Source organism: Streptomyces sp. NPDC001634 (genome assembly GCF_040298185.1).
Taxonomy (GTDB): domain Bacteria; phylum Actinomycetota; class Actinomycetes; order Streptomycetales; family Streptomycetaceae; genus Streptomyces.
In genome coordinates, this window is the sequence record NZ_JBEOZU010000001.1 from 53894 (window position 1) to 78503 (window position 24610).

Annotated in this window: 23 protein-coding genes and 1 pseudogene; 8 read left to right on the forward strand and 16 right to left on the reverse strand. The window is 70.9% G+C overall.

Translation table 11 applies throughout. From position 1 onward, the window contains the following. Position 1: 1 nt before the first annotated feature. The 7 genes from ABT186_RS00295 to ABT186_RS00325 all read right to left on the reverse strand — a co-directional run bounded on the left by ABT186_RS00295 (position 2) and on the right by ABT186_RS00325 (position 8168). Entirely contained in the window at positions 2 to 160 is a 159-nt protein-coding gene (locus tag ABT186_RS00295) for a hypothetical protein (protein WP_351227052.1), read from the reverse strand. A 13-nt stretch (positions 161 to 173) separates the two neighbouring features. Continuing rightward, the gene (locus ABT186_RS00300) at positions 174 to 2141 is read right to left on the reverse strand and encodes a protein kinase domain-containing protein (RefSeq protein ID WP_351922715.1); all 1968 of its coding nucleotides are present in this window, start codon (positions 2139 to 2141) and stop codon (positions 174 to 176) included. A gap of 16 nt (positions 2142 to 2157) precedes the next feature. Then, entirely contained in the window at positions 2158 to 3612 is a 1455-nt protein-coding gene (locus ABT186_RS00305; protein WP_351227118.1) for a DUF6777 domain-containing protein, read from the reverse strand. A gap of 243 nt (positions 3613 to 3855) precedes the next feature. Beyond that, complete coding sequence (locus ABT186_RS00310; RefSeq protein WP_351227056.1) at positions 3856 to 4806, reverse strand: cytochrome c oxidase assembly protein; 951 nt, start codon at positions 4804 to 4806, stop codon at positions 3856 to 3858. A gap of 134 nt (positions 4807 to 4940) precedes the next feature. Further along, the gene (locus tag ABT186_RS00315) at positions 4941 to 5966 is read right to left on the reverse strand and encodes a 6-phosphofructokinase (protein ID WP_351227058.1); all 1026 of its coding nucleotides are present in this window, start codon (positions 5964 to 5966) and stop codon (positions 4941 to 4943) included. A 215-nt stretch (positions 5967 to 6181) separates the two neighbouring features. Continuing rightward, positions 6182 to 6910 carry a type 1 glutamine amidotransferase gene (locus ABT186_RS00320; protein ID WP_351227060.1) on the reverse strand — a complete coding sequence of 243 codons (729 nt, stop codon included), beginning with the start codon at positions 6908 to 6910 and terminating at the stop codon, positions 6182 to 6184. Positions 6911 to 6929: 19 nt separating this feature from the next. After that, positions 6930 to 8168, reverse strand: a complete 1239-nt coding sequence (locus ABT186_RS00325; RefSeq protein ID WP_351227062.1) for a MurT ligase domain-containing protein — start codon at positions 8166 to 8168, stop codon at positions 6930 to 6932. Positions 8169 to 8310: 142 nt separating this feature from the next. Here ABT186_RS00325 and def point away from each other — a divergent pair, with 142 nt between their 5' ends. After that, positions 8311 to 8850, forward strand: a complete 540-nt coding sequence (gene def, locus ABT186_RS00330) for a peptide deformylase (RefSeq protein ID WP_351227064.1) — start codon at positions 8311 to 8313, stop codon at positions 8848 to 8850. Between the two features lie 105 nt (positions 8851 to 8955). Here def and ABT186_RS00335 read toward each other — a convergent pair whose 3' ends face one another. Further along, positions 8956 to 9600 carry a TetR/AcrR family transcriptional regulator gene (locus ABT186_RS00335; RefSeq protein ID WP_351227066.1) on the reverse strand — a complete coding sequence of 215 codons (645 nt, stop codon included), beginning with the start codon at positions 9598 to 9600 and terminating at the stop codon, positions 8956 to 8958. Positions 9601 to 9789: 189 nt separating this feature from the next. On the opposite strand from ABT186_RS00335, the gene ABT186_RS00340 reads away from it, so the two are divergent. Continuing rightward, complete coding sequence (locus ABT186_RS00340; protein ID WP_351227068.1) at positions 9790 to 11016, forward strand: acyl-CoA dehydrogenase family protein; 1227 nt, start codon at positions 9790 to 9792, stop codon at positions 11014 to 11016. An 87-nt stretch (positions 11017 to 11103) separates the two neighbouring features. On the opposite strand, the gene ABT186_RS00345 is transcribed toward ABT186_RS00340, so the two are convergent. The 3 genes and pseudogenes from ABT186_RS00345 to ABT186_RS00355 form a co-directional block, all read right to left on the reverse strand. After that, the gene (locus ABT186_RS00345) at positions 11104 to 11679 is read right to left on the reverse strand and encodes a cupin domain-containing protein (protein WP_351922717.1); all 576 of its coding nucleotides are present in this window, start codon (positions 11677 to 11679) and stop codon (positions 11104 to 11106) included. 7 nt (positions 11680 to 11686) lie between these two features. Continuing rightward, entirely contained in the window at positions 11687 to 12901 is a 1215-nt protein-coding gene (locus ABT186_RS00350) for a cytochrome P450 (protein ID WP_351922719.1), read from the reverse strand. A 3-nt stretch (positions 12902 to 12904) separates the two neighbouring features. Next, positions 12905 to 13981, reverse strand: a pseudogene (locus tag ABT186_RS00355) (type III polyketide synthase); the annotation flags it as partial. Positions 13982 to 14168: 187 nt separating this feature from the next. Between ABT186_RS00355 and ABT186_RS00360 the strand changes: the two are divergent. After that, positions 14169 to 14843, forward strand: a complete 675-nt coding sequence (locus ABT186_RS00360; protein WP_351922721.1) for a transcriptional regulator — start codon at positions 14169 to 14171, stop codon at positions 14841 to 14843. A 7-nt stretch (positions 14844 to 14850) separates the two neighbouring features. Here ABT186_RS00360 and ABT186_RS00365 read toward each other — a convergent pair whose 3' ends face one another. The 4 genes from ABT186_RS00365 to ABT186_RS00380 all read right to left on the reverse strand — a co-directional run bounded on the left by ABT186_RS00365 (position 14851) and on the right by ABT186_RS00380 (position 18574). Beyond that, on the reverse strand, positions 14851 to 15090 hold the full coding sequence (locus ABT186_RS00365) for a DUF6213 family protein (RefSeq protein ID WP_351227076.1): 240 nt from the start codon (positions 15088 to 15090) through the stop codon (positions 14851 to 14853). A 25-nt stretch (positions 15091 to 15115) separates the two neighbouring features. Beyond that, positions 15116 to 16501, reverse strand: coding sequence for an NADP-dependent succinic semialdehyde dehydrogenase (locus tag ABT186_RS00370; RefSeq protein WP_351922723.1), 1386 nt, complete (start codon positions 16499 to 16501; stop codon positions 15116 to 15118). A gap of 67 nt (positions 16502 to 16568) precedes the next feature. Continuing rightward, positions 16569 to 17039, reverse strand: coding sequence for an NUDIX hydrolase (locus tag ABT186_RS00375; RefSeq protein ID WP_351227080.1), 471 nt, complete (start codon positions 17037 to 17039; stop codon positions 16569 to 16571). After that, positions 17036 to 18574: an ATP-dependent DNA ligase gene (locus ABT186_RS00380; protein ID WP_351922725.1), complete on the reverse strand. Its 1539-nt coding sequence runs from the start codon at positions 18572 to 18574 to the stop codon at positions 17036 to 17038. The genes ABT186_RS00375 and ABT186_RS00380 overlap by 4 nt, the downstream gene beginning before the upstream one ends. Before the next feature lie 159 nt (positions 18575 to 18733). On the opposite strand from ABT186_RS00380, the gene ABT186_RS00385 reads away from it, so the two are divergent. The 5 genes from ABT186_RS00385 (at position 18734) to ABT186_RS00405 (ending at position 23340) form a co-directional block, all read left to right on the forward strand. After that, positions 18734 to 19705, forward strand: a complete 972-nt coding sequence (locus ABT186_RS00385; RefSeq protein WP_351922727.1) for an NADPH:quinone oxidoreductase family protein — start codon at positions 18734 to 18736, stop codon at positions 19703 to 19705. Beyond that, positions 19702 to 20883, forward strand: a complete 1182-nt coding sequence (locus ABT186_RS00390; RefSeq protein ID WP_351922729.1) for an acyl-CoA dehydrogenase family protein — start codon at positions 19702 to 19704, stop codon at positions 20881 to 20883. Before ABT186_RS00385 ends, ABT186_RS00390 begins: the two co-directional genes overlap by 4 nt. Continuing rightward, entirely contained in the window at positions 20880 to 21989 is a 1110-nt protein-coding gene (locus tag ABT186_RS00395) for an acyl-CoA dehydrogenase family protein (protein WP_351227088.1), read from the forward strand. The genes ABT186_RS00390 and ABT186_RS00395 overlap by 4 nt, the downstream gene beginning before the upstream one ends. A 176-nt stretch (positions 21990 to 22165) precedes the next feature. Beyond that, complete coding sequence (locus ABT186_RS00400) at positions 22166 to 23029, forward strand: phosphatidylinositol-specific phospholipase C/glycerophosphodiester phosphodiesterase family protein (RefSeq protein ID WP_351227090.1); 864 nt, start codon at positions 22166 to 22168, stop codon at positions 23027 to 23029. A gap of 116 nt (positions 23030 to 23145) precedes the next feature. Beyond that, complete coding sequence (locus ABT186_RS00405) at positions 23146 to 23340, forward strand: hypothetical protein (RefSeq protein ID WP_351227120.1); 195 nt, start codon at positions 23146 to 23148, stop codon at positions 23338 to 23340. Between the two features lie 3 nt (positions 23341 to 23343). Here ABT186_RS00405 and ABT186_RS00410 read toward each other — a convergent pair whose 3' ends face one another. After that, positions 23344 to 24576 carry a phosphodiester glycosidase family protein gene (locus ABT186_RS00410; RefSeq protein ID WP_351922731.1) on the reverse strand — a complete coding sequence of 411 codons (1233 nt, stop codon included), beginning with the start codon at positions 24574 to 24576 and terminating at the stop codon, positions 23344 to 23346. Positions 24577 to 24610: the final 34 nt, after the last annotated feature.

Sequence of the window (24610 nt, forward strand, 5' to 3'; positions counted from 1 at the left end):
GTCAGGTGTTGCGGGAGAGCACCATGCCGAGCGTGATCAGGCCGAGCAGGACCCAGCCGAACCACAGCCAGCCACTGCTGCCGAGCGCCACCGTGTAGGCCGTCACCACGACGAGCCCACCCACGGTGAGCACCCCCATCGTCTTCGTGGAACCGGGCATCGCAACACCCTCCTCAAGGTTCGTCCTTTCCCATGGTGCCCCCGTTCTGCTTGCGTACGGTGCACACGACCAGATGAGTTCCGGACGTCCACGCGCCCTTGCCCGTCCACGAGGCGGCCTCGTAGCGCGCAGGGGCGTAGCCGTAGTCCTTCGGCGGCACATTCCGTGCGCACGCCGCGTCCGACAGGCTCTTCGCCTCGGTGAGGGTGGTGGCCCGGCTCAGCCGGGTGAAGCCGAGCACCTGCTGATCGTGCGTCCCGGAGCAGGAGACCAGCCGCGCGACCCGCAGCGACGGCGCGTCCAGGCAGTCCCGTTTCTGCATGTTGGCCGTGTCGACGAACGGCATGCCCGGCTTGCGGTGGTCCCCGAGCGGCCCGTACACCGGCCCGTGCGCGCCCAGCACCAGACAGGCGGTGCGCCGCCCGGCCGCCTCGAAGCCCGCCGGGGTCGGGACCACGGCGTAACTGCGGACGTCCGCGAGCCTCTCGCGGATCTCCTGCGTGCGCTGCTCGCACTCGGTGGGCCCGAGCCGACGCGCCTCGTCGGCGGAGGCACTCTGGACAACCGCCATGACCTGCCCGTCCGGGGTCTTCTCCGCGCAGGTCGGGTCCACGGTCAGCCGCGGGGTGCCGCCCTGGAAGGGGTGCCCGGACCAGTCGGCGACGACGCAGTCCCCGTCCTTGAGGGGCCGGGCGAGGGTGACGGCGTCCCCGTACGGTTTCGCCGTGCCGCCGGAGGAGCGGTGCGCCATGGCGTACCAGACGCCGCCCAGGGCGAGGAGCAGCCCCAGGGCGCAGGCGGCGACGGCGCGCAGGATGTGCGAGCGCCGCGGATGACGCTCGTCGGCGCTGAGCGGCGGCCGGCCGAAACCCGTTGCTGCCGGGCCTGCGAGGACGTCCTGTCCGTGCGCCGGGGAGGACACGACCGGGGCCGCGGGCTGGGCCCAGGCGCCGGGCGTGGTCTCCGCGGCGGGGGGCGTCTCCCGGGGTCCGCCGTGTCCGGTGGCGGTGCCGAATCCGTTCGCCGTCCGCAGAAGGGAGGTCTCCGTCGCTTCCCCGGGCCGCTCCCAGGGCGGCTGCGACCCCAGGTCCACCCGGGTCCGAGGGTGCGACTGCGGGATGACGATCGCCGCCAGCGCGGCCGCGGTGTCCGCCGCCGTGATCCGCAGTGACGGGTCCTTGACCAGCAGGGCGGCCAGCAGCGGCTCCAGCGCCCCGGCCCGCTCCATGGGCCGCGGCTCCTCCAGCACCACCGCGGTGACCTCGGCGAGATGCGTGTCCCGTTCGAAGGGACCGCACCCTTCCACCGCGAAGTACAGCGTGCACCCCAGCGAGAACAGGTCCGCCGCCGCGGTCGGCGGTCCGCCCCTTGCGCGCTCCGGCGCCAGATAGCCCGACGTGCCGACCAGGGCGGACGTCAGCGTGTACCGGGTCTCGCCCGTGTCCGGCTGTACCGAGATGCCGTAGTCGGTGAGCAGGACCCGGGCGTACGGTGCCCCCGTGCGGTCCGGGGCCAGCAGGATATTCGCCGGTTTCACGTCCCGGTGCATGACACCCCGCTCGTGCCCGGCGGTGAGCGCGTCCAGCACGGCCAGGCCGATGCGGGCGCACTCGGCGGGGGCGAGGGGGCCGCGCCCGCGCACCAGGTCGCGCAGGTCGAGAGCGCCCGCCACATACTCCATGACGATCCACGGCAGGCCCTCGGCCTCCAGCACGTCGTGCACGGTCACCACGTGCGGATGACCGCGCAGCCCTGCGGCGTGCCGGGCCTCGGCGCGGGCGCGGGCCACCCGGGCGGTCCGTTCCTCCGCCGCCTCGGCGGGATCGCGGAACACGATTTCCTTGAGGGCGACCTCGCAGTCCAGCCGCTGGTCATGGGCGAGCCAGACATGGCCCATGGCGCCACTGCCGAGCCGGTTCAGCAGCAGGTAGCGGCCGGCGATGACCCGGCCCACTCCCGACTGCGGTGTTCCTGATGCCATCCGGTCGCTCCCCGGTCTAGGTGGTGCCGGTGGTGGGTGAGCCCGTCACGGGTGCACGCGTGACCGGCGGCTCGCTGGTGGCCGGTTTGCCTGTGGCGGGCTTGCTGGTGGCCGGTTTGCCTGTTGCCGGCTTGCTGGTGGCCGGTTCGCCGGTTGCCGGCTTGGTCGTGGCCGGTTTGCCGGTCGCCGGTGCGCTGGTCGCGGGTGCCGACGTCACGGGCGCCGTGGTCACGGGTGCGCGGCTGGTGGCCGGCTTGCTCGTGGGCGGTGAGCCGGTTACGCCGGGTGCCGAACCGGACGCGGGCGGCTTGCTCGTGGGCGGTGAACCGGTCGTCGGAGCACCGCTCGATGTGGGCGGGCGGGAACTCCTGGGCGCCGAGGAGCCGCCCGATGCGGTTCCTCCACCGCTTCCCGAGGGCGACGACGAGCCGCTCGACGCGCTCGACGCCGGCGGGGAGGAGGCCTTTCCGCTGTCGCTCGGCGTGGCGGGAGACGTACCAGTCTTCCCGGGTGTCGTACCGCCCGGCGGCGGGGGAGTGGACGTCCCGCCGTGCGGGCCCCCGCTCGTCCCACTGCCGGTGCCCCCGTTCGACTTGCCCGGGCCGCCCCCGCCCGGTCCGTCCGTCTCGCCGGTGTCCACCGACAGCGTCACGTACTGCCCGAAGGCCAGTTTCGTGCCCGGCCCGGGGTCCGAGCCCGTGACCGCGGCCTCGTCGGGCGGTGCCCCCTGGCCGGCGTAGGCGACCGCGATCCCCTCGTCCGCCAGCCGCTGACTGGCGTCGGCGAACCGCATCCCCGTCAGCTCGGGCACCTTGTGCCGCACCCGGGCGTCGAAGGGTTTGTCATGCCCGCCGGTTGTGCCGACGGGCCGGTCGATCCCACGGTGCGGGTCGTCGACGTCGACGAGTGCGAGCCGGGTCAGTTGCCGCGGCGCGGGCTTGACCGCCACCACGGAGGCACGGTCGTACCCGGCCCATTTCTTGTTGCCCTCCTCGAACTTGACGGAAATCCGTGTGGTGTCGCCCTGGAAGGGGCGCAGCGGATTTCCGCACGAACACTTCACGGTGGGCTGCCCCTGCGCGTCGACCAATACCGCGATTCCGGCCTGGAGCAAAGAGTTGAAGGGGGTGGCTTCGCCCTTCTTGTAGTCGTGGTTCTCAACGAGAGTGTCGTGACGCAGCAGGACGGGTGTGAGCCGGTCCAGATAATCCGGAATCTCCGCCTGCTTAATTCCCTCGACCTGCGCCCAGACCTTGGCCTTCGGGTCGTTCCTCGGGTCGGTGAGGAATTCCTTCAGCCGCTTGACGTCACAGATGGTCGGCTTCCGCGAACCGCCGTAGAGTCCGGGCGTGTTGCCCGCCTGCAGGCCACCGGGCGCCTGCCGGGCCTGGACCGCGGCGTCGTGGCCGAGACCGCTGTGCTCGTCGAAGAACGGTGCGAGCGACGGAACTCCGGCGGCTATGGCCTTCACTGCGAACAAGTGTGCGTTTTTACTGCAGCCGCTGAGGATCAGCGCAGCCACCAGCAGAACGCCGATCCTCCGGACTACTGATTTCCCGGCCCTTTGCATGAATGCGTGAGACGTCATCACCGCTCCCCCCGGCGGTCCCCCTCGCCCTGCCGAGCGGAGGCAGGGCGGCATGCTCCAGATTACCGAATGGGGGAGCATTTCGGGCGACCTGAAAAGAAAGGGAATTCAGCGGTGTGGCAGAACTCAGCGGCCGCGTGCGTTGAGTGAGGCCAGATAGGCGTTGTACGCCTCGAGTTCCTTGTCGCCGTCGCGGTCCGCGGCCCGGTCCTTCCGCCTGGCCTGCCGCTGCTCCGAGCTGTACCACTGGAACAGCAGCGCGAGCAGCACCAGTACGGACGGGACCTCACTGAACGCCCAGGCGATGCCGCCCGCCGAGGTCTGGTCCGACAGGGCGTCGATCCCGAGCGAGGCCGGCGGGTGCTGGTAGGAGCCGACCATCGGCGTGGACGCCATCATCAGTGCGATGCCGAAGAACGCGTGGAACGGCATGCCCGCGAAGAGTTCCAGCATCCGCATCAGATAGCCGGGGCGGTGCGGTCCCGGGTCCACGCCCATGATCGGCCAGAAGAACACCATGCCGACGGCGAGGAAGTGCACCATCATCGCGATGTGCCCGGCCTTGGACTCCATCAGGAAGTCGAAGAGCGGGGTGAAGTACAGCCCGTAGAGGCTCGCGATGAACATCGGGATCGTGAACGCCGGATGCGTGATGATCCGCATGTAGCGGCTGTGCAGCAGCATCAGCAGCAGTTCGCGCGGCCCCTTGCGGCCGCGGCCCGCGGTGGGCAGCGCCCGCAGTGCCAGGGTGATCGGGGCGCCGAGCAGGAGCAGGATGGGGGAGAGCATGCTGATCACCATGTGCTGCACCATGTGCACGCTGAACATGACCATGCCGTAGTCGTTCAGCTTGGTGCACATCACCAGCATCACCGTCAGCACGCCGACGACGTACGCCACGATCCGGCCGACCGGCCACTTGTCCCCACGCCGGACGAGCCGGACCACACCCCACCCGTAGAGCCCGAGACCGGCCAGGCAGGCGACGAGGAAGAACGGGTCCGCCGACCATTCGAGACCTCGCCCCAGCGTGAACGGCGGCAGATCCATGGTCATGCCGTGCCCGCTGTGATCCATCCGCCGGCTCCTGTTTCGTGGGGGTTGTGCGCTGTCTGTCCACAGCTGTCTGTCCGCACCCAGAGTAGAACCGCCCCCGGTCACCGTTGTGACCGGGGGCGGACTCTTCAGTTCCGTACGAGATCAGTCCCGCACTACAGGACGCACTCCGCCTCGGCGTAGCGCTCCTCCGGCACCGTCTTCAGCGTCTGGACGGCCTCCGCCAGCGACACCATCTCGATGTCGGTGCCGCGCAGCGCGGTCATCATGCCGAACTCACCCCGGTGCACGGCCTCCACGGCGTGCCAGCCGAAGCGGGTGGCCAGTACACGGTCGTACGCCGTCGGCGTACCGCCGCGCTGGACGTGCCCGAGGATCACCGGACGGGCCTCCTTGCCGAGCCGCTGCTCCAGCTCCAGGGAGAGCTGCCGGGCGATGCCTGCGAAGCGCTCGTGGCCGTAGATGTCCTTGCCGCCCTCGTCGAAGTCCATGGTGCCCGGCCTGGGCTTGGCGCCCTCGGCGGCCACGACGATCGCGAACCGCTTGCCGGCGTCGAACCGCTCGCCCACCCGGGCGGCCAACTCCTCGATGTCGAAGGGGCGTTCCGGCACGACGATCGCGTGGGCGCCGGCGGCCATGCCGGAGTGCAGCGCGATCCAGCCGGTGTGGCGGCCCATGACCTCCACGATCAGCACCCGCTGGTGCGACTCGGCGGTTGTCTTCAGCCGGTCCAGCGCCTCGGTGGCCACCCCTACGGCGGTGTCGAAGCCGAAGGTGACGTCCGTGACGGCGATGTCGTTGTCGATGGTCTTGGGCACGCCGACGATCGGCAGCCCGTTGTCCGACAGCAGCCGGGCCGCCTTGAGCGTGCCCTCACCGCCGATCGGGATGATCGCGTCGAGACCGAGCTCCTCGACATGGCCCCTGGCCCGCTCCACACCGTCCCGCAGATGCTCGGGCCGGACCCGGGAGGAGCCGAGGATGGTACCGCCGCGAGCGAGAATGCCGCTCACCGCATCGAGGTCGAGCTTGAGGTAGTCGCACTCCAGGAGACCCTTCCAGCCGTCCCGGAAGCCGATGACCTCGTCGCCGTGGTCGACGACGGCGCGGTGCACGACGGACCGGATGACGGCGTTCAGGCCGGGGCAGTCGCCGCCGGACGTGAGGACACCAATGCGCATAGCCCGAAATACCTTCTCAACGTGGGCCGGGGACCGGACCACGCTGTCCGGCTGGATCCCGGCCACCCTACCGGCGTGAGGGGGAGCCTCCGTACTGGGCGTCCGCCTGGTGGACGCGCCCGCACATGTGAGCGGACGGGCCGTCAGGCGGGCCCTGTGAACGACCGTGCTCCCTGCCGCTGGAAGGTTCCTTCAGACCCTCTCGAACGCGGTGGTCACGCAGGCTGCTGAGCCGCCGTGATCCGCTCGTTGCGCAGCGCCTCGTACCAGCGGTCGTCGACCGGCGGCAGCGCGTTGACGTCCAGCGCCAGCTTCAGCAGCATGTCGGCGATCAGCGGGTTGCGCGCGAGGACGGGCCCGTGCATGTACGTGCCGAAGACCGTCCCGTTGTACGCGCCCTCCGTACCGTCGCCCGTGCCGTTGCCCCTGCCGAGCCGGACCTGCGCGAACGGCCGGGCGGTCGGGCCCAGGTGGGTGACGCCCTGGTGGTTCTCGAAGCCGGTGAGCTGGGGCAGGCCCAGCTGCGGGTCGATGTCCGCGAGGACGTCGCCGACGCACCGCTCGCCCTCGCCGCGCACCGAGACCACGTCGATCAGGCCGAGGCCCGGCTCGCGCTGCCCGAGGTCGTTGATGAACTCGTGGCCCAGGATCTGGTACCCGGCGCAGACGGAGAAGACGATCGCGCCGTTCTCCACGGCCCGGTACAGATGGCCGTCACGGCGCAGCCGCTCGGCCGCGAGCCGCTGCGGACGGTCCTCGCCGCCGCCGATCAGGTAGATGTCGCCGGAGGTCGGGATCGGCTGGTCGCTGCGCACGTCGAGCCGGGCCACGTCGAGACCGCGCTGGCGGGCCCGGCGCTCCACGACGAGCGCGTTGCCCTGGTCGCCGTAGGTGCTCAGCAGGTCCGGGTAGATCCACACCAGACGCAGGCTGTTGTCACTCATCGATGATCGTCCTTCGTGGTCAGTTGCCGACGCGGCGGCGCAGGTCCTGGAACGCGGTGTAGTTCGCGATGACCTCGATGCGTCCCGGCGGCGCCTGCTGCACGGCCTGGTCGAGGTTCTCGCAGACCTGGAAGGACTGGTTCGCGACCTCCAGGCGCACGGCGAGGTCCAGCTTCCGGTCGCCGATGACGAAGATCGGGTGGCCGGTCAGCCGCGTGTAGTCGACGTCCCACAGCCACGAGGTGTCGGTGCCGTCCGCGCCGCGCGCGTTCACAGACAGGATCACCGGGGCCGGAGGCGGGTCGATCAGCGAGAAGGTCTCCAGCCAGCCGGCCGGGTTCTTCGCGAGCAGCAGACGCAGGTCGCGGCCCTGGAACTGGACGACGTCATAGCGCCCGGCGACCGCCTGCACCTGGTACATACGCTCCAGGGCGACCTGCGGGGGCACCCCGAAGACGGCCGCGACGGCCGCGGAGCTGGCGGCGTTGGCCTTGTTGGCGCGGCCCGGCAGCTGGAGGTGGATCGGCCAGGCGGAGCCGTGCGGGTCGAGGACGTGGTCACCCGACAGCACCCAGGAGGGGGTCGGCCGGCGGAAGCCGCACTCGCCGCAGTACCAGTCGTCGCCGGGGCGCTGCATCACACCACCGCAGGACGGGCAGGACCAGGCGTCGTCCTTCCACATCTGGCCCGCGGCGACCCAGACCACGTTGGGCGAGGACGAGGCGGCCCACACCACCAGCGGGTCGTCCGCGTTGGCGACGACGACGGCCTTGGAACCGGCCAGACCCTCGCGCCAGTTCTCCGCGAGCATACGGGTCTCCGCGGCGCGGTCGAGCTGGTCGCGGGAGAGGTTGAGCAGCGCGATGCACTTCGGGTCGGTGTCGCGGGCGACCCCGGCGAGGTACTTCTCGTCGACCTCGATGACACCGAACTTGGCGTCCGAGCCGCCGGCCAGTGCCGAGGTGATACCGGCGGGCATGTTGGCGCCGAGCGCGTTCGAGACGACGGGGCCCGCCGCGCGCAGCGCCTCCGCGATCAGCCGGGTGGTCGTGGTCTTGCCGTTGGTCGCCGAGACCAGGACGACGTCCAGATTCTGGGCCAGCCGGGCCAGGAGGTCGGGGTCGAGTTTGAGTGCCACTCGGCCGCCGATCACCGATCCGCTGCCGCGCCCTGCGGCGCGCGATGCCGCAGCGACCGCCTTGCCCGCGGTCACGGCCAGCTTGGCCCGCGGCGTCAGCGGGTCCGAGTTGCCTGCCATCAGTTCTCGATCCTCCTTGCGTACGGCGCCGCGCCCTGTCCCGGCAACGTGTGGCCCTCAGCCTATCGAGATCCATTCACACACCCGAATCGCGGCACCTCCCCGGCGCCCGCGCGACATTGAGGACCGTACCCTGGCCGCCATGCGACACGGTTCCATCCCGGGCGCCCGAGGGCGCGTCCGACCCATCACTCTGCTCGGTGACCGCGTACTGCGAACGCCCTGCAACGAGGTCACCGACTTCGGCCCTGAACTGGCCCGGCTCGTCGAGGACATGTTCGCCACGATGTACGCCGCCCAGGGAGTCGGCCTGGCCGCGAATCAGGTCGGTGAGCCGTGGCGTGTGTTCGTGTACGACTGCGAGGACGACGAGGACGTCCGTCATCTGGGACATGTGGTGAACCCGCGGCTCGTCGAGGCGGACGGTGTGGTGCTCCGCGGACCGGAGGGGTGTTTGTCCCTGCCGGGACTGGAGGCGGGGACGGAGCGGTACGACCATGCGGTCGTCGAGGGGTTCACCGTGGACGGTGAGCCGGTCACGGTGCACGGCACCGGGTGGTTCGCGCGGTGTCTGCAGCACGAGTGTGATCATTTGGACGGCCGGGTGTACGTGGACCGGCTGAGTGGCCGGCGCCACCGTCGGGTGATGCGACAGGTGGCGCGGGCTGCTTGGGGGCGTTGAGCCTGGCGGGCGGCTGCGGGTTCGTCGTGGCTTGCCGCGCCCACGCGGCGGAGCCGCCTGGTGTCACAGCCCCGCGCCCCTGTCGGGGCGCCCCTGGCGGGGAGCTCAGAACCCGGGGCCTCCGATGCGATCCCCGGCGGCAGCCAGCCGCCCCCACAACAGATCCGCCAGACTCCGGACCAACTCCGCCCGCGAGCAGGGCCGTTCCCCCAGCCACCAGTCCCCGGCCGCATGCATCATGCCGACGATGCCGTGGCCCCACACCCGGGCGAGTTGGTGGCTGCCCGGGCCGAGGTCCAGGCGCTCCTCGATGACCTGGGCCAGCTCCTCGCCCATGCGCCGCAACACCGGGATGGAGTGCCGGCCCGTGTCGAAGCCCTGGTCGTTCTGCGAGCCGCCCTCGGCCGGATGCATCAGGAAGCGATACACCTGCGGTCGTGCCTCGATCGCCGCCAGGTAGGTGTCCAGCGTGGACTCCACCCGCTCCCGCCGGTCGGCCGGGGCGTCCAGCGCCGCCCGCAGAGAGTCCAGCAACGCGTCCGTGTGGCGTTTGGCGAGCGCCGCGTACAGCCCGCCCTTGTCGCCGAAGTGGCGATAGAGGATCGGCTTGGTGATGCCGGCCTCGGCGGCGATGGCGTTCATCGAGGCCCCGGGGCCGTCGCGCAGCACCACCCGGTCGGCGGCCTCCAGCAGCTCTCGCCGTCGGCGGTCGGCGGACCGCTGCTGATCGGTCCGCTGCGTGGTGTCCATGATCTCTCCCCACCCGTGCTGTATCGGTGACGCCTGCGCAAACTAACACTGAAAGGCAGGTCAGTATCGAACGAGCTGCCGACCACCGGCTGAAGCCCTTCCGCTCCGGCCCGGGAGTTGACTTTCCTACTGGTGAGTAACAGACTGCTGTTACCGCAAGTAACACGCTAGCGCAGTGCTGGAGGGGACATGGCCGGGTTCACCATGGAGCTCAACGACGAACAGAAGGAGGTCCGGGACTGGCTGCACGGCTTCGCCGCCGATGTGATCCGTCCCGCGGCCGCCGAATGGGACGAGCGTGAGGAGACTCCCTGGCCGGTCATCCAGGAGGCCGCCAAGGTCGGCATCTACTCCCTCGACTTCTACGCCCAGCAGTACTTCGACCCCACCGGACTCGGCATCCCCATGGCCATGGAGGAGCTGTTCTGGGGGGACGCGGGCATCGCACTGTCCATAGTCGGCACCGGCCTCGCCGCTGTGGGCGTCCTCGCCAACGGCACCGAGGAACAGATCGGCACCTGGATCCCCCAGATGTACGGCGACACCAACGATGTCAAGGTGGCGGCCTTCTGCTCCTCCGAGCCGGACGCGGGTTCGGACGTCGCCTCGATGCGTACGCGGGCCGTGTACGACGAGGCCAAGGACGAGTGGGTGATCAACGGCACCAAGACCTGGGCGACCAACGGCGGCATCGCCAACGTCCACGTCGTGGTCGCGGTCGTCGACCCGGAGCTCGGCTCGAAGGGCCATGCCTCCTTCATCGTCCCGCCGAACACGCCGGGCCTCGCCCAGGGCCAGAAGTTCAAGAAGCACGGCATCCGCGCCTCGCACACCGCCGAGGTGATCCTTGACAACGTCCGCGTCCCCGGCTCCTGCCTGCTCGGCGGCAAGGAGAAGCTGGACGAGCGACTCGCCCGCGCCCGGGAGAAGGCGAAGGCGGTGGGCGAGCGCCTGAAGAACGCGGCCATGGCAACGTTCGAGGCGTCCCGTCCGGCCGTGGGCGCGATGGCCGTGGGCACCGCCAGGGCCGCGTACGAGGTGGCCCTCGACTACGCGAAGACGCGGGAGCAGTTCGGGCGGCCGATCATCGACAACCAGGGTGTCGCCTTCCAGCTCGCGGACATGCGGACGCAGATCGACGCGGCCCGGCTGCTCGTGTGGCGGGCCTCGTGGATGGCGATCAGCGGCAAGCCGTTCACCGCGGCCGAGGGTTCCATGTCGAAGCTGTTCGCGAGCGAGACGGCCAAGAAGGTCACCGCCCAGGCGATACAGATCCTGGGGGGCAACGGATACACCCGGGAGTACCCGGTGGAGCGGATGCATCGCGATGCCGCGATCTACACGATCTTCGAGGGTACGAGTGAGGTTCAGCGGTTGGTGATCGCGCGGACGCTGTCGGGAATGCCGATCCGGTAGCGCCGTGGGGGTGTCTCCGCGATGCGGGCTGCTGGTCGTCTGTGGCTGGTCGCGCAGTTCCCCGCGCCCCTTCGGGCGCGCTCCCGCTCACCGGTGTTTCAGAGGCGTGAGTTGTTCGATGTCATAGCGCCTCCGCAGCTCCTCGATCGCCGCGTGGTCCGGCGGGCCCCCGTTGCCGAGGATCTCCAGCAGTTCCTCGAAGTACCGTTCGTGATCGGGCGGCGGTGACGCCTGGAAGAACATCTTCGCCGGGGCCTGCGTGGGGTTCGCGAAGGCGTGCGGGCAGCCGGGCGGTACGACGATGACCGTGCCCGGCGTCGCTCGTACCACTCGGCTGCCCGACCTGGACTCCCACCTCTGCCAGTGGTCGGGGGTCCGTACCCGCGGCTCGAAGGCGAGCACGTCCAGCTCGCCATCGAGCACATAGAACAACTCCTCGCTGCGCGTGTGCACATGTGCGCCGACGTCGAAGCCCGGCGGCACGATCACCTCGAACGTGGATGCCATGCGGGAGTGCGAGCCGGTCACCTTGAACGTCACGTGCTGGGCCGGCGTCCGGACGACACGTCCGTGTCCCGGCGGGACGAGCAGCCCCTCGATGACCGCCGGCCCATCGGCCGCAGGCTCCTCTTCGGCCGCCACCACCCTCTCGGTCGTCGTCATCAGCCACTCACCACGCCACGGGCAGGGCCTCGGGCCCGCGGATCAACGCGCCCTTCTTGAACGGCACCTGGTCCGGGGGCACTGCCAGCCGCAGTCCCGGCAGCCGGTCCAGCAGGGCATCCACCAGCAGTTCGGACTCCAGCCTCGCCAGCATTCCGCCCGGGCAGTAGTGCGGGCCGAAGCCGAACGCCACATGGGGGTTGGGGTTGCGCGTGAGGTCGATCGTCCCTGGGTCCGGGAAGACGTCCGGGTCGCGGTTTGCGGCCAGATACGACACGTACACCGGGTCACCCGCCCGGATCCGTACGCCTCTGATCTCCACGTCCTCCATCGCGATCCGGGACAGTCCCACCGCGCTGCGGTGCGGGATGTAGCGCAGCAGCTCGTCGATGGCCTGGGGCCGGATCTCCGGCTCGGCCCGCAGCCGTTCGGCCAGGTCCGGGCGGGTCAGCAGGATGTAGAACATCTGCCCGCTGTTGTTGGTGACCGCCTCTCCGCCGATCTGGAGGAGCACGGCGAGGCCCACGGCCTCGTCCAGGGTGATCTCCTTCCGGCCGACGGCGGTGCCGAGCAGCGAGGCGACGTCCTCGCCACTGCCGCCCACGCGGACGCCGATGAGGTCGGCGAAGTACGCGCTCATCTCGTCCTTGGCCTTCTCGCTGACCTTCGCACCGTGCGAGGAGGACAGGATGAGCTGGGTCCAGGTGTGCATGTCCTGCCGGTCGGCGGCAGGGACCCCCATCAGCTCGCAGATCACGGCGATCGGGAAGGGCGTGAGGACCGCCGCGGTCAGGTCGGCGGGCGGCCCGTCCTGCAGCAGCTCGTCGACCAGTTCGTCGAGCATCCGCCGTGATCTCTCGCGTACCCGCTCGACGCCGCCCGCAGTGAAGGCCGCGGCGACCGAGCGGCGCAGCCGGGTGTGGTCGGGCGGGTCGAGGAAGCCGACCGCGCCCCGCTGCGGGATGAAGTGCGGAGCGAGCCGGGTGACCTGCTGGTCCATCACCGCCTCTCGGCTGAAGCGGGGGTCGTTCGTGACCATGCGCACGTCGTCGTGGCGGGTCACGAGCCAGGCCCAGCCCTCGCCGTTGGGCAGCTTGATCCGGGTGACCGGACCCTCGTGCATCAGCTCGGTCAGCACCGGGTCGAAGTCCACGCCGGTCAGGTCGAGGGCCGGCCACTCACGGACCGGCGGCATGGCCTCGGTGATCGTCTCTTCGGTCATCTCTCACTGCTTTCCGTTCTCGGAGATGTGCCAGCGGCCCAGGGACATCTCCGCGGTGATGCCGGGCCCGAAACCGGCCAGCAGCCCGCGCGCCGTGTGTTCGGCGCCACCGGCCTCGAAGAGCCGGCGCAGCGCGTCCAGGACGACGGCGCTCGCGATGTTGCCGTACTCCGTGAGCGTGGCCCGGCTGAACCGGAAGGCCTCCGGCGGCACATCGAGGAACTTGCTCAGGTCGTCCAGGATCCGCGGGCCGCCTGCGTGGACTATGTAGAAGTCCAGGTCGGAGGCGTCCCAGCCGTGCTGCCCGGCCAGTTCCTGGAGCGCCGGGGCGAGCGGTTCCATCGTGGTCGGCACCCGCTTGTCCAGGAGGAAGTGGAATCCGGTCGCCCGGACGTCGTACGCGATCCATTCCTCGGTCTTGGGGATCAGATACGAGCCGTTGCGTTCCAGCTTGACGCCGGTGCCGCCGCTGCCGCGGACGACCGCGGCCGCGACGCCGTCGCCGAACAGGCCGTTGGACAGCAGCGAGCCGACGCCCAGGTCGGTGGGCTGGTAGCACAGTGAGCAGAACTCGCAGGCCACGATGAGCGCGTTGGCGTCCGGGTACGCCGTACAGAAGTCGTGCGCCCGGTTGATGGCCGCGCCGCCCGCTGCGCACCCCAGCTGGGCTATGGGCAGTTGCCGGGTGTCGGTGCTGAAGTCCATCGTATTGATCAGCCACGCGGTCAGTGAGGGCATCATGAACCCGGTGCACGACACGTAGATGATCACGTCGATGTCGGTGGTGAGCAGCTCGGCGTCGTCCAGGGCCCGCTGGACCACCGCGGGGACACGGGCCTTCGCCTCGGCCTCGTAGAGGTTGTTGCGGTCCTCGAAGCCCGGGTGCTTCAACGTCTCCTCGATGGGCTGCACGATGTGCCGGGTACGGACGCCGGTGTTCTCGATCAGTCGCAGCGCCAGCGGAAGTTGGGGGTGGTCCGGGTGGCGGGAGCGCGCCAGTTCGAGCGTCTCCTCCATCGTGATCACGTGTTCCGGAACGTCGACCGCGGGTCTGCACAGAGTGGCCATGGAGTGCGCCTTCTTTCGCCTTTGGCGGGGGCTCTTCGTCCCCCGGCGGAAGGGGGTTCACCCATATGAGGGCGTTCACCCACGATCACCCGGCGGCGCGGGGATATCGCGCCGGATTACTCCACTCCAGCGAGCGACGGAGAGTGAGATCATGGACGCGAAAGGTAATGTTCCCTGGGCTGGAGCTGGAGGAGCGCCGATGACGCGGACGGCCAGGGAGCTGCTGGAGGCGACCGTCGGGAGGGCGGCCCCCGACCCCCGTGCCAACCGGCTGCTTCCGCTGATCGCCCGGGGCGCGGCCCGGCCGGACACCCTCGCGGCCCTCGCCCTCGAACAGCGTCATGTGATCGCCTCGGACCGCCGGGCGTTCCGGCATCTGGCGGAGCGGTCCCGCGGCGAGCCGGCAGCCGAGGCGTTCTTCACTCTGCTTACGGAGGGCGAAGCCGTGGCCCATGATCGTCTGGCCGCGTACGCCGCCCTGTGCGGCGCGGACGCGGCCCGGGAGGCCGCATACGAGCCCCTGGCGGACTGCCAGGCCTACCCCGCGTATGTGGCCTGGCTGGCCCTGAACGCGGAACCGGCCGATGTCGTCCTGGCCCTGAGCGCCAACTTCGCGACCTGGGGCGGCTACTGCGCGACGATCGCGCAGGCGCTGCGCCGCCACTACGACTTCGACGACGAGGCCTGCGGCTTCTTCGACTTCTTCGCGGAGCCGACGCCGGAGCTGGAGCAGCGGGCCTTGACTGCCGTACAGGCGGGACTCGACGCGGGCCGGGTCTCCGAGGACGCGGTCCAGCGGTACGCGCGCCTGCTGGGGGCCTACGAGGCCAGGTTCTGGCACGCCCTCTGGGAGCTGGACCAGCGGGTGGTGTGAGCCGGAGTCAGCCGCTGCGCGCCCCGCTGCTGTGTGCAATGCACGCCACGTCGATGCGATCGGCGAGCTTCGCGAGTTCGATGGTCAGCGCCGCCACCGTGTCCTCGTCGAGCCCCTCCTCGCCGGCCTCCACAAGCCGCAGCCACCGGCCGCCCAGCGTGCGCAGCAGCTTGCTGACCTCCGCGGCCGCCACCTGCAACGTGCCGCGGTCGTCGACGATCAGAGGCAGGGTCACTTCGCGGTTCACACCGAGGATCGTAACCGCGGAACTCTCACGCCCCGTGCCATACGGTGGTGATGTTGCAGAACTCGCGGATTCCGTGCCCGGACAGCTCGCGGCCGTAACCGGAGCGCTTCACCCCACCGAACGGGAACGCGGGATGCGATGCCGTCATCCCGTTGACGTACACGCTGCCCGCCTCCAGATCCCGTACGAGGCGGTCGACCTCGAGACCGTTGTGCGTCCATACGTTCGAACTCAGTCCGAACGGGGAGTCGTTCGCGATCTCCACCGCCTCGTCGAGGTCCGCCGCCCGATAGAGCGTGGCCACCGGGCCGAACGCCTCCTCGCGGTGGATGCGCATCCGAGCGGTGATGTCGGCGAGGACGGTCGGCGGGTAGTACCAGCCGGGCCGGTCGGGCCGCTCGCCGCCGCACAGCACCGTCGCGCCGCCCTCGACCGCGTCGTCGACAAGTTCCTCCAGGTCGGCGCGGCCCTTCTCGCTGGAGAGTGGCCCGATCTCGGTCTCCTCCTCCATCGGGTCGCCGATCTTCAGCGCCTTCATGCCGGCCGTGAACCGCTCGGCGAACGCGTCGTAGACGTCCGTGTGCACGATGAACCGTTTCGCGGCGATACACGACTGCCCGTTGTTCTGCACTCGTGCCGTCACTGCGACCGCGGCGGCCCGGTCGAGGTCCGCCGACGGCATGACGACATACGGGTCGCTGCCGCCCAGCTCCAGGACCGTCTTCTTGACCTCGTCCCCGGCGACCGAGGCGACGGCCCGGCCGGCCGGCTCGCTCCCGGTGAGCGTGGCGGCCTTGATCCGCGGATCGCGCAGGACCTGCTCGACCGTGCCGGTGCCGATGAGCAGGGTCTGGAAGCAGCCCTCGGCGAAGCCCGCCCGGCGGAAGAGGTCCTCCAGGTAGAGCGCGGTCTGCGGGACGTTCGAGGCGTGCTTGAGCAGCCCCACATTGCCCGCCATCAGCGCGGGCGCGGCGAACCGGATCACCTGCCACAGCGGGAAGTTCCACGGCATCACGGCGAGCACCGGACCCAGCGGCCGGTAGCGCACGATCACACGGTCGGCCCCCGAGTCCTTCACGTCGTACTCGGCCGGCTCCTCGTCGGCGAGCAGTTCCTCCGCGTGCTCCGCGTACCAGCGCATCGCCTTGGCGCACTTCGCGGCCTCCGCGCGGGCCTGCTTGATCGGCTTGCCCATCTCGGTGGTCATCACCCGGGCGATGTCCTGCTGGTCCTCGTCGAGCAGCTCGGCCGCCCTGCGCATGCGCAGCGCCCGTTCGGCGAACGTGGTCGTGCGATGGGTACGGAACGCGGTGTCGGCGGCGGCGAGCCTGCGCTCGAGCTCCTCGGCGCCCAGTGCGTCGTATGTCTCGAGCGTCTCGCCGGTCGCCGGGTTCACGGTCGCGATGGGCATGGCTGACCTCCTGGAGCAGGCTCTGCTTCGACCTTCCCGCGCACCGGTGGTGACCGCAACGCGGGTCTCAGTCCGAGTGCTCCACGAGCCGGCCGAGAAACTCCGCCTGCCCCTTCACGATCACGTTCCGTGCCCGGTCGAGGCCGAACCACTCCACGCGGTCCAGCTCGGGGAACTCCTGGACGCGCCCCGACTTCGGCGGCCACTCCATCGTGAAGGTGCCCGGCTCGATCGTCGCCGGGTCGAGGTCGGCCTCGACCGCCCAGGCCGTGACGATCTTGCCGCCCGCCTGCCGCACCTCGCCGAGCGGGACGGCTTCCCCGTCGGGCGGCGGCAGCCCCAGCTCCTCCTGGAACTCGCGGCGCGCGGCGTCCCAGGCCGGCTCGTCGGGCTCGTACTCGCCCTTGGGTACGGTCCACGCGCCGGCGTCGCGCCGGGCGAAGAACGGGCCGCCCATATGGCCGAGCAGGACTTCCACGCCGTGCTCAGTGTGCCGGAACAGCAGCAGACCGGCGCTGCGCCTCTCCCGCCCGCTCATGGCGCCACCTGGGGGTGCGCCGCCAGCAGCGTGTCCACGGTGTCGGCCTCCTCCGGTCGTTTGTCCTCGCGGTAGCGCACGACCCGGGCGAAGCGCAGGGTGACGCCGGCCGGGTAGCGGGTGGACCTCTGCAGCCCGTCGTACGCGATCTCGACCACGAGCTCGGGGCGGACGGTCACCACCCAGCCGTTGTCGTCGACGGCCAGCTCCTTCAGCCGCTCGGTCTGCCAGCTGAGCATCGCGTCCGTCATGCCCTTGAACGTCTTGCCGAGCATCGCGAAGGAGCCGTCCGGGGTGCGGGCGCCGAGGTGCAGATTGGAGAGCTTGCCGGTACGTCGGCCATGGCCCCACTCGGCGGCCAGCACCACCAGGTCGAGGGTGTGCACGGGCTTGACCTTGAGCCAGGAGGCGCCGCGCCGGCCCGCGCCGTAGGGGGCGTCGAGGGCCTTGACCACCACGCCTTCGTGGCCGCGCTGCAAGGTTTCTGCGAGGAACACCTCCGCGGCGGCCACGTCCTCGGGCCCCCGTACCAGCGTGCGCCGCACCCGCATCGGTGCGGGTACGAGCCGGGCCAGCTCGGCGTGACGGTCCGTGAACGGCAGGTCCAGCAGGTCCCGGCCGTCCACGGACAGCGCGTCGAAGAAGACGGGGGAGACGGGGACGGCCGCGGCAGCCGTCGCCACGTCCACCCGGGAGCCGACGCGCCCGGCGGTCTCCTGGAAGGAGCGCGGTCGGCCGTCCTCGTCGAAGGAGATGACCTCGCCGTCCAGGATGAACCGCTCGCCCTGCAACTCCAGGGCGGCCGAGGTCAGTTCCGGCAGACGGTCGGTGATGTCGTCCAGGGTGCGGGTGTGGATCCGTACGTCGTTCCCGTCGCGGTGGACCTGGACGCGGATACCGTCGAGCTTCTCCTCGACGGCACACGCGCCCAGTTTCCCGACGGCCTCGGCGACCGAGGACGCGGTCTGCGCGAGCATCGGCAGGACCGGGCGGCCGACCGTGAGCCGGAACCTGTCGAGGGCCGCCGGACCGTCGGCGAGCAGGGCCCGGGCCACGGTCTGGAGCGAGCCTGCGAGCATGACGGCCCGCCGTACGTCCGCCGGGGGAGTCCCCGTCGCTTCTGCCAGCCCCTCGGCGGCGAGGGCGTCGAGCGCTCCCTGCCGTACCTCGCCGGTGAGCAGACCGAGCAGGAACCGCTGCTCGTCCGCGGTGGCTGCCGCCAGCAACTCGCCGACCAGCCGCTTGCGTTCGGCCTGTGAGCCGGGGCCGGTGACCGCGCCGATCCGCGTCAGCCGGGTGTCCACGTCCCGGACGGTGAGCGTGGGTTCCACGGCGGGCGGGACCTGCTGGTTCAGGAGTTTCCACCCGATGCCGAGCCGCCCCTGCGGCAGGCGCCCCGCCAGATACGGAATGACGATCGGCACGTCGTCCGCGTCGGCGTCCCGGAACAGCTCGCCGAGCAGCGCGATCTTCCGGGACCGCGCCGAGGTGGCGGCGACCTCCTGGGACACACGGGCGAGCCGGGTCAGCAGCATGCAGCCATGGTGCACCGGAGCCCGCTGGGCCACACCCTTTCGGCCGCCAGGGGCGCCCTCCGGCCGGTCGTGACGGACGCGACTGTTCCCTGATCGGCAAGCGACCGCTTAGTATGCGGCAGACGCCGGTCGGACGACGCAGTCAGGTGGAGGCCCCCCATGCAGGCATGGCAAGTGCACGAGAACGGTGAGCCGAGCGAGGTGATGCGGCTCGAGCAGGTGGAGCGCCCCACGCCCGACGACGGCCAGGTCCTGCTCAGGGTGCGGGCCGCGAACATCAACTTCCCGGACGCACTGCTGTGCCGCGGCCAGTACCAGGTCAGGCCCCCGCTGCCGTTCACGCCGGGCGTGGAGATCTGCGGCGAGACCGAGGACGGACGACGGGTGATCGCCAATCCGGCACTGCCGTACGGCGGTTTCGCCGAGTACGCCGTCGCCGACGCCGCGGCCGTCCTGCCCGCGCCGGACTCGCTGGACGATGCCGAGGCCGCCGCCCTGCACATCGGCTACCAGACCGGCTGGTTCGGTCTGCACCGCCGGGCCGGTCTTCAGGCCGGGGAGACCCTGCTCGTCCACGCTGCCGCCGGAGGGGTCGGCAGCGCGGCCGTGCAGCTCGGCAAGGCCGCGGGAGCCACCGTCATCGGCGTCGTCGGCGGGGCCGACAAGGCCGCCGTGGCGCGGGAGCTGGGGTGCGACGTCGTGATCGACCGGCGCACCGAGGACGTCATCGCCGCCGTGAAGGAGGCCACCGGCGGCCGGGGCGCCGATGTCATCTACGACCCGGTGGGCGGCGAGGCCTACGCGCAGTCCGCGAAGGTCGTCGCCTTCGAGGGCCGGATCGTCGTCGTGGGCTTCGCCAGCGGGTCCATTCCCAGCCCGGCGCTCAACCACGCCCTCGTCAAGAACTACTCGATCCTGGGCCTGCACTGGGGCCTGTACAACACCAAGAACCCGAAGCTGATCCAGCACTGCCACGAGCAGCTCACCGAACTGGCCGCCCGGGGCGCCATCAAGCCCCTCGTGAGCGAGCGCGTGCCGCTCGGCGGGGCCGCGGCCGCCGTGCAGCGCGTCGCCGACGGTGTGACCACCGGCCGGGTCGCCGTCGTACTGGAGAACGGAGCCGCCGCATGACCGACGCCGCCGAACTGCGCGACCGCACCCGGGAGTTGCTCGCCGCGCACCCGCCCGCCACCACCGACCGCCTCGACTTCCTCAGGGCCCGTTTCGACGCAGGCCTCGCCTGGGTGCACTACCCGGAGGGTCTCGGCGGCCTCGGCGCCCCGCGCTCGCTCCAGGCGGTCGTGGACGCCGAACTGGAGGCCGCGGGCGCTCCCGACAACGACCCGCGGCGCATCGGCATCGGCCTCGGCATGGCCGCGCCGACGATCCTCCGCTATGGCACCGAGGAGCAGAAGCAGCGCTTCCTCAAGCCCCTGTGGGTGGGCGAGGAGGTGTGGTGCCAGCTGTTCAGCGAGCCGGGTGCCGGATCGGACCTCGCGGCGCTCGGCACCCGGGCCGTGCGCGAGGGCGACGGGTGGGTGGTCAACGGGCAGAAGGTGTGGACCTCCAGCGCCCATCTGGCGCGCTGGGCCATCCTCATCGCCCGTACCGATCCGGACGTCCCCAAGCACCAGGGCATCACGTACTTCATCTGCGACATGACCGACCCCGGCGTCGAGGTCCGGCCGCTGCGGCAGGTCACCGGTGAGGCCGAGTTCAACGAGGTCTTCCTCACCGACGTGCGTATCCCCGACTCCCGCCGCCTCGGCGAGGTCGGCGACGGCTGGCGGGTCGCGCAGACCACGCTCAACAACGAACGCGTCGCCATCGGCGGCATGCGGCTGCCCCGCGAGGGCGGCATGATCGGCCCGGTCGTGAAGACCTGGCGTGAGCGCCCCGAACTGCGCACGCACGACCTGCACCAGCGGGTGCTGAAGCTGTGGGTCGAGGCAGAGGTCGTCCGGCTCACCGGCGAGCGGCTGCGCCAGCAGCTCGTCGCGGGCCAGCCAGGCCCCGAGGGCTCCGGCATGAAGCTCGCCTTCGCCCGCCTCAACCAGGAGATCAGCGGACTGGAGGTCGAACTCCTCGGCGAAGAGGGCCTGTTGTACGACGACTGGACCATGCGCCGCCCGGAACTGGTGGACTTCACCGGGCGTGAGGCCGGCTACCGCTACCTCCGCTCCAAGGGCAACAGCATCGAGGGCGGGACCAGCGAGGTCCTGCTGAACATCGTCGCCGAGCGCGTCCTCGGCCTGCCCGCCGAGCCGCGCACCGACAAGGACGTCGCGTGGAAGGACCTGTCCCGATGAAGCCACAGCCGAAGCAGCCGGATCTGCTCTACTCCGAGGAGGAAGAGGCGCTGCGCTCCGCCGTGCGCGACCTCCTCGCCGACCACTGCGACCCGGCCGGCGTCCTTGGGCGTATCGAGACGGACGCCGTGCACGACCGCTCGCTGTGGAAGGCGCTCGCGGAGAACATGGGCCTCGCCGGGCTCCTCGTGCCGGAGTCCCTGGGCGGCCAGGGCGCCTCGCACCGCGAGGCCGCGGTCGTCCTGGAGGAACTGGGGCGCGCGGTCGCTCCGGTGCCGTACCTCACGAGCGCCGTGGTGGCGACCGAGGCGCTGCTCGCCTGCGAGAGCGACGAGGCCGCGAAGCTGCTGACGGAGCTGGCGTCCGGGCGGACCGTGGGCGCGCTCGCGGTCGGCCTGTCCGTGCGGCCCGGCGCCGCCCATGCCGTCGTACGCCACGAAGACGGCACCCTGCACGGAGAGCTGACCGCCGTGGCGGACGCGGCCGTCGCCGATGTGCTGCTGGTTCCGGCGGAGGACGGCTGCCTGTACGCGGTGGACGCGAACGCCGTGACCGTCACCCCGCAGGTCTCCCTGGACCTCACCCGGCCGGTCGCCACGGTCACCCTCGACGGTGCGGCCGGCCGCCGCCTCACGGACGACGCGCCGGCCGCCCTGCGACGGGCCCTGCGCGCCGGAGCCGGACTGCTCGCCTCCGAACAGCTCGGCGTGGCCGACTGGTGCCTGACGGAGACCGTGCGCTATCTGAAGGAACGCAAGCAGTTCAACCGGCCCGTCGGCGGGTTCCAGGCCCTCAAGCACCGGCTCGCACAGCTGTGGCTGGAGGTCGTGAACCTGCGGGCTGCCGCGCGGAACGCCGCCGACGCGCTCGCCACGGGCAGCGAGGACGCCGACATCGCGGTCGCCGTCGCCGAGGCCTACGCGGCACCCGTCGCCGTCCACGCCGCCGAGGAGGCCCTCCAGCTGCACGGCGGGATCGGTATGACCTGGGAGCACCCGGTCCATCTGTATCTGAAGCGGGCGAAGGCGGATTCGATCGCCTACGGCACCGCCGGCGGCCATCGCGAGACACTGGCCGAACTGGTCGACCTGCAACCGCCGCTGTAACACCACATCCGAGAAGGTCCGCCCCCGCAAGGGGCGGACCTTTTCCATGTCCGGTCGTCCGGCAAGTTGAACGAGTGGCGGCAGTCCGGCCAACTCCCCGCGCCCCAGCTCTACTTGGGCCCCGATGCGGCGCATACTCCCTGAGGTCCCGTACGGCCCTTCAAGGGAGGAAGAGCATGGCCCGCACCACCCGTCGCAGAGCCCTCACCACCCTCGGCGCCGCACTCGCAAGCTCGGTCGTCCTGCCCTCATCGCGCGCGTGGGCGGGCGAGGACAAGCGCGGCCCGCGCCCGCTGTGGCGTGCCCACGCGCACAACGACTACGAGCACCCGCGGCCCCTCTTCGACGCCCTCGACCACCGCTTCGGCAGTGTCGAAGCCGACATCTACCTGGTCGGCGACCAGCTCCTCGTCGCCCACGACCCCGTGGAACTCGACCCGAAACGCACCCTGGAATCCCTCTATCTCGATCCGCTCGCCGCCCTCGTCAGGGCCAACCACGGCTCGGTGTACCGGGGTTGGCGCAGGCCCCTGCAGCTCCTCATCGACATCAAGACCGAGGGCTCGTCGACCTACCTCGAACTCGACCGCCACCTCCGGCGCTACCGGCACCTGTTCACGACGTACGCCCACGGGCACGTGTACCCGGGGCCGGTCACCGCGGTCATCTCCGGCGACCGCGCGGCCCGTACCCCCATGGAGGCGCAGACCGTGCGGCGCGCCTTCTACGACGGCCGTCTCGCCGACCTCGGCACCTCCGCGCCCGCCACCTTCATCCCGCTGATCAGCGACAACTGGACGCTCAACTTCAGCTGGCTCGGGGACGGCCCGTTCCCCGACGCCGAGCGGCGGAAGCTGCGCGACATCCTAGACCGGGCGCACGCGCACCGGCAGAAGGTGCGCTTCTGGGCCACGCCCGACGCGGCGGGCCCGGCCCGCGACGCCCTGTGGAGCGAACTGTTCGATGCGGGCGTCGACTACTTCAACACCGACGACCTCGCCGGTCTGGAGGCATTCCTCGACGCCCACGGGCGGCCGTAGAACAACACGTTGAGAACCACACGTTCGGGGGACACGTCAGCCGCCCGGATGAACCCTCCGCTACGCCACACTTGCGGCCGAAAGCCGCGAAGTGGGCGTGGCGGAGGAGGTTGATGATGGCCGTTTCCATCTCTGTGGTGCTGTTGCTCCTGATCATTGCGGTGATCTTCCTGCGCAACGGCGCGCTGAAGATCTCGCACGCCCTCATCTGCATGCTGCTCGGCTTCTTCCTGGCCAGCTCGAGCATGGCCCCGACCATTCACCAGGGGCTCGCGGCGACGGCGCAGATCGTCAGCAGCCTGCGACCCTGACGCTCATGCGCCGGAGAAGACCCCGATCCCGTCCGGGACCGGGCGCTCGGCGCCCGCGCTCGGGTGGTTGCGCACGGACGCGGCGCTCTGGTGCCCCGTCCTGGTGACCATCGTCGTGGAGCCGCCGCCGTCGAGATTGAACCCTTCGGTGGCACCCAGATTCCGCAGCGCCGAGGCGACCTCCGCGACGGTGAGCCCGCTGCGGTAGTCGCGCGCACCGTCCAGAGCGAGGAGCAGCAGACGGTGGCCCCCGTCCGCGATGCCCACTGCGGTACGCACGGTCGACGTCCCGTTGTCGAGGCCGGACAGCGGGGTGCCGTGCCGCAGCACCGGACAGCCGCCGATCGCGAAGACGTACGGGACCCTGGACGAGGCCGCCACCAGACGGTGGTGCACCTGCACCGACTCGCCCTTGAACAGCTTGCGCAGCTGCTGCGCCCCCGCCTCGCGGCCGAGGAGCACCGTGGTGCCGGCCGCGATGGGGCCACTGCCCGGCCCGTTCGCCGTGGCGACGACGCGGCCGTTCCTGATCACCACCTCGCGTGTGTCCCTGCTGCAGGGTGCCGCCCGGTTGGTGTCGGTCCCGCAGGTGGCCCGCGCCCGCGAGACACTGCCCCAGTCCGCGGTGTACGCCCCGATCGACCCCACGGGCAATGCGTACTGGTTGAGCCCGCGCAGCTGGAGCCGCCCTTCCGGTGTGCTCACGGAAGCGGACAGGAACAGCCGGTCGAGGCGGGCCGTGCGATCGGTGCCCACCCCGAGCACGTCCTCGGTGCCGGCGCCGGGCGGCAGGGCGGGGCCGAAACGCTGCCCGCGCGGCACGGCCGCCTTGAGCGAGCGCCCGCCCGCGATCTCCGGTCCGACGGGCGAGCCGGTCGCATCGACCCCCGGGTGCTGGGCCTCGCTGATGTTGAAGAAGTCGCCGTTGATCCCCGCCACCGCGCCCCGCGCCTCGACGAGGCGTGAAACGGTGGCCCGGGCCGCCACTACGCCTGGATGCAGCAGGTCGACCCGTACGTGCCGGTTGCGCAGGTCGATGCTGAGGAGGTGCGCGCGCGTCACTCCTGCGTTCGCGGAGATGTCGAACTCGCTGTACTGGACGCCCGGAGCGATCGTCCGGACGCGCTGCACGCCACTGGCCGGTGCCGCCCCGACGAGGGCCGCACCGGCCAGTGCGCTCCATGCCACGAGAACCGTCAGTGCCGTTCTGAGCCGCCTGTCGCGACGTGTCACCATTCCCCCTGATGTCTCGTCAACTCTCCCAGGAATC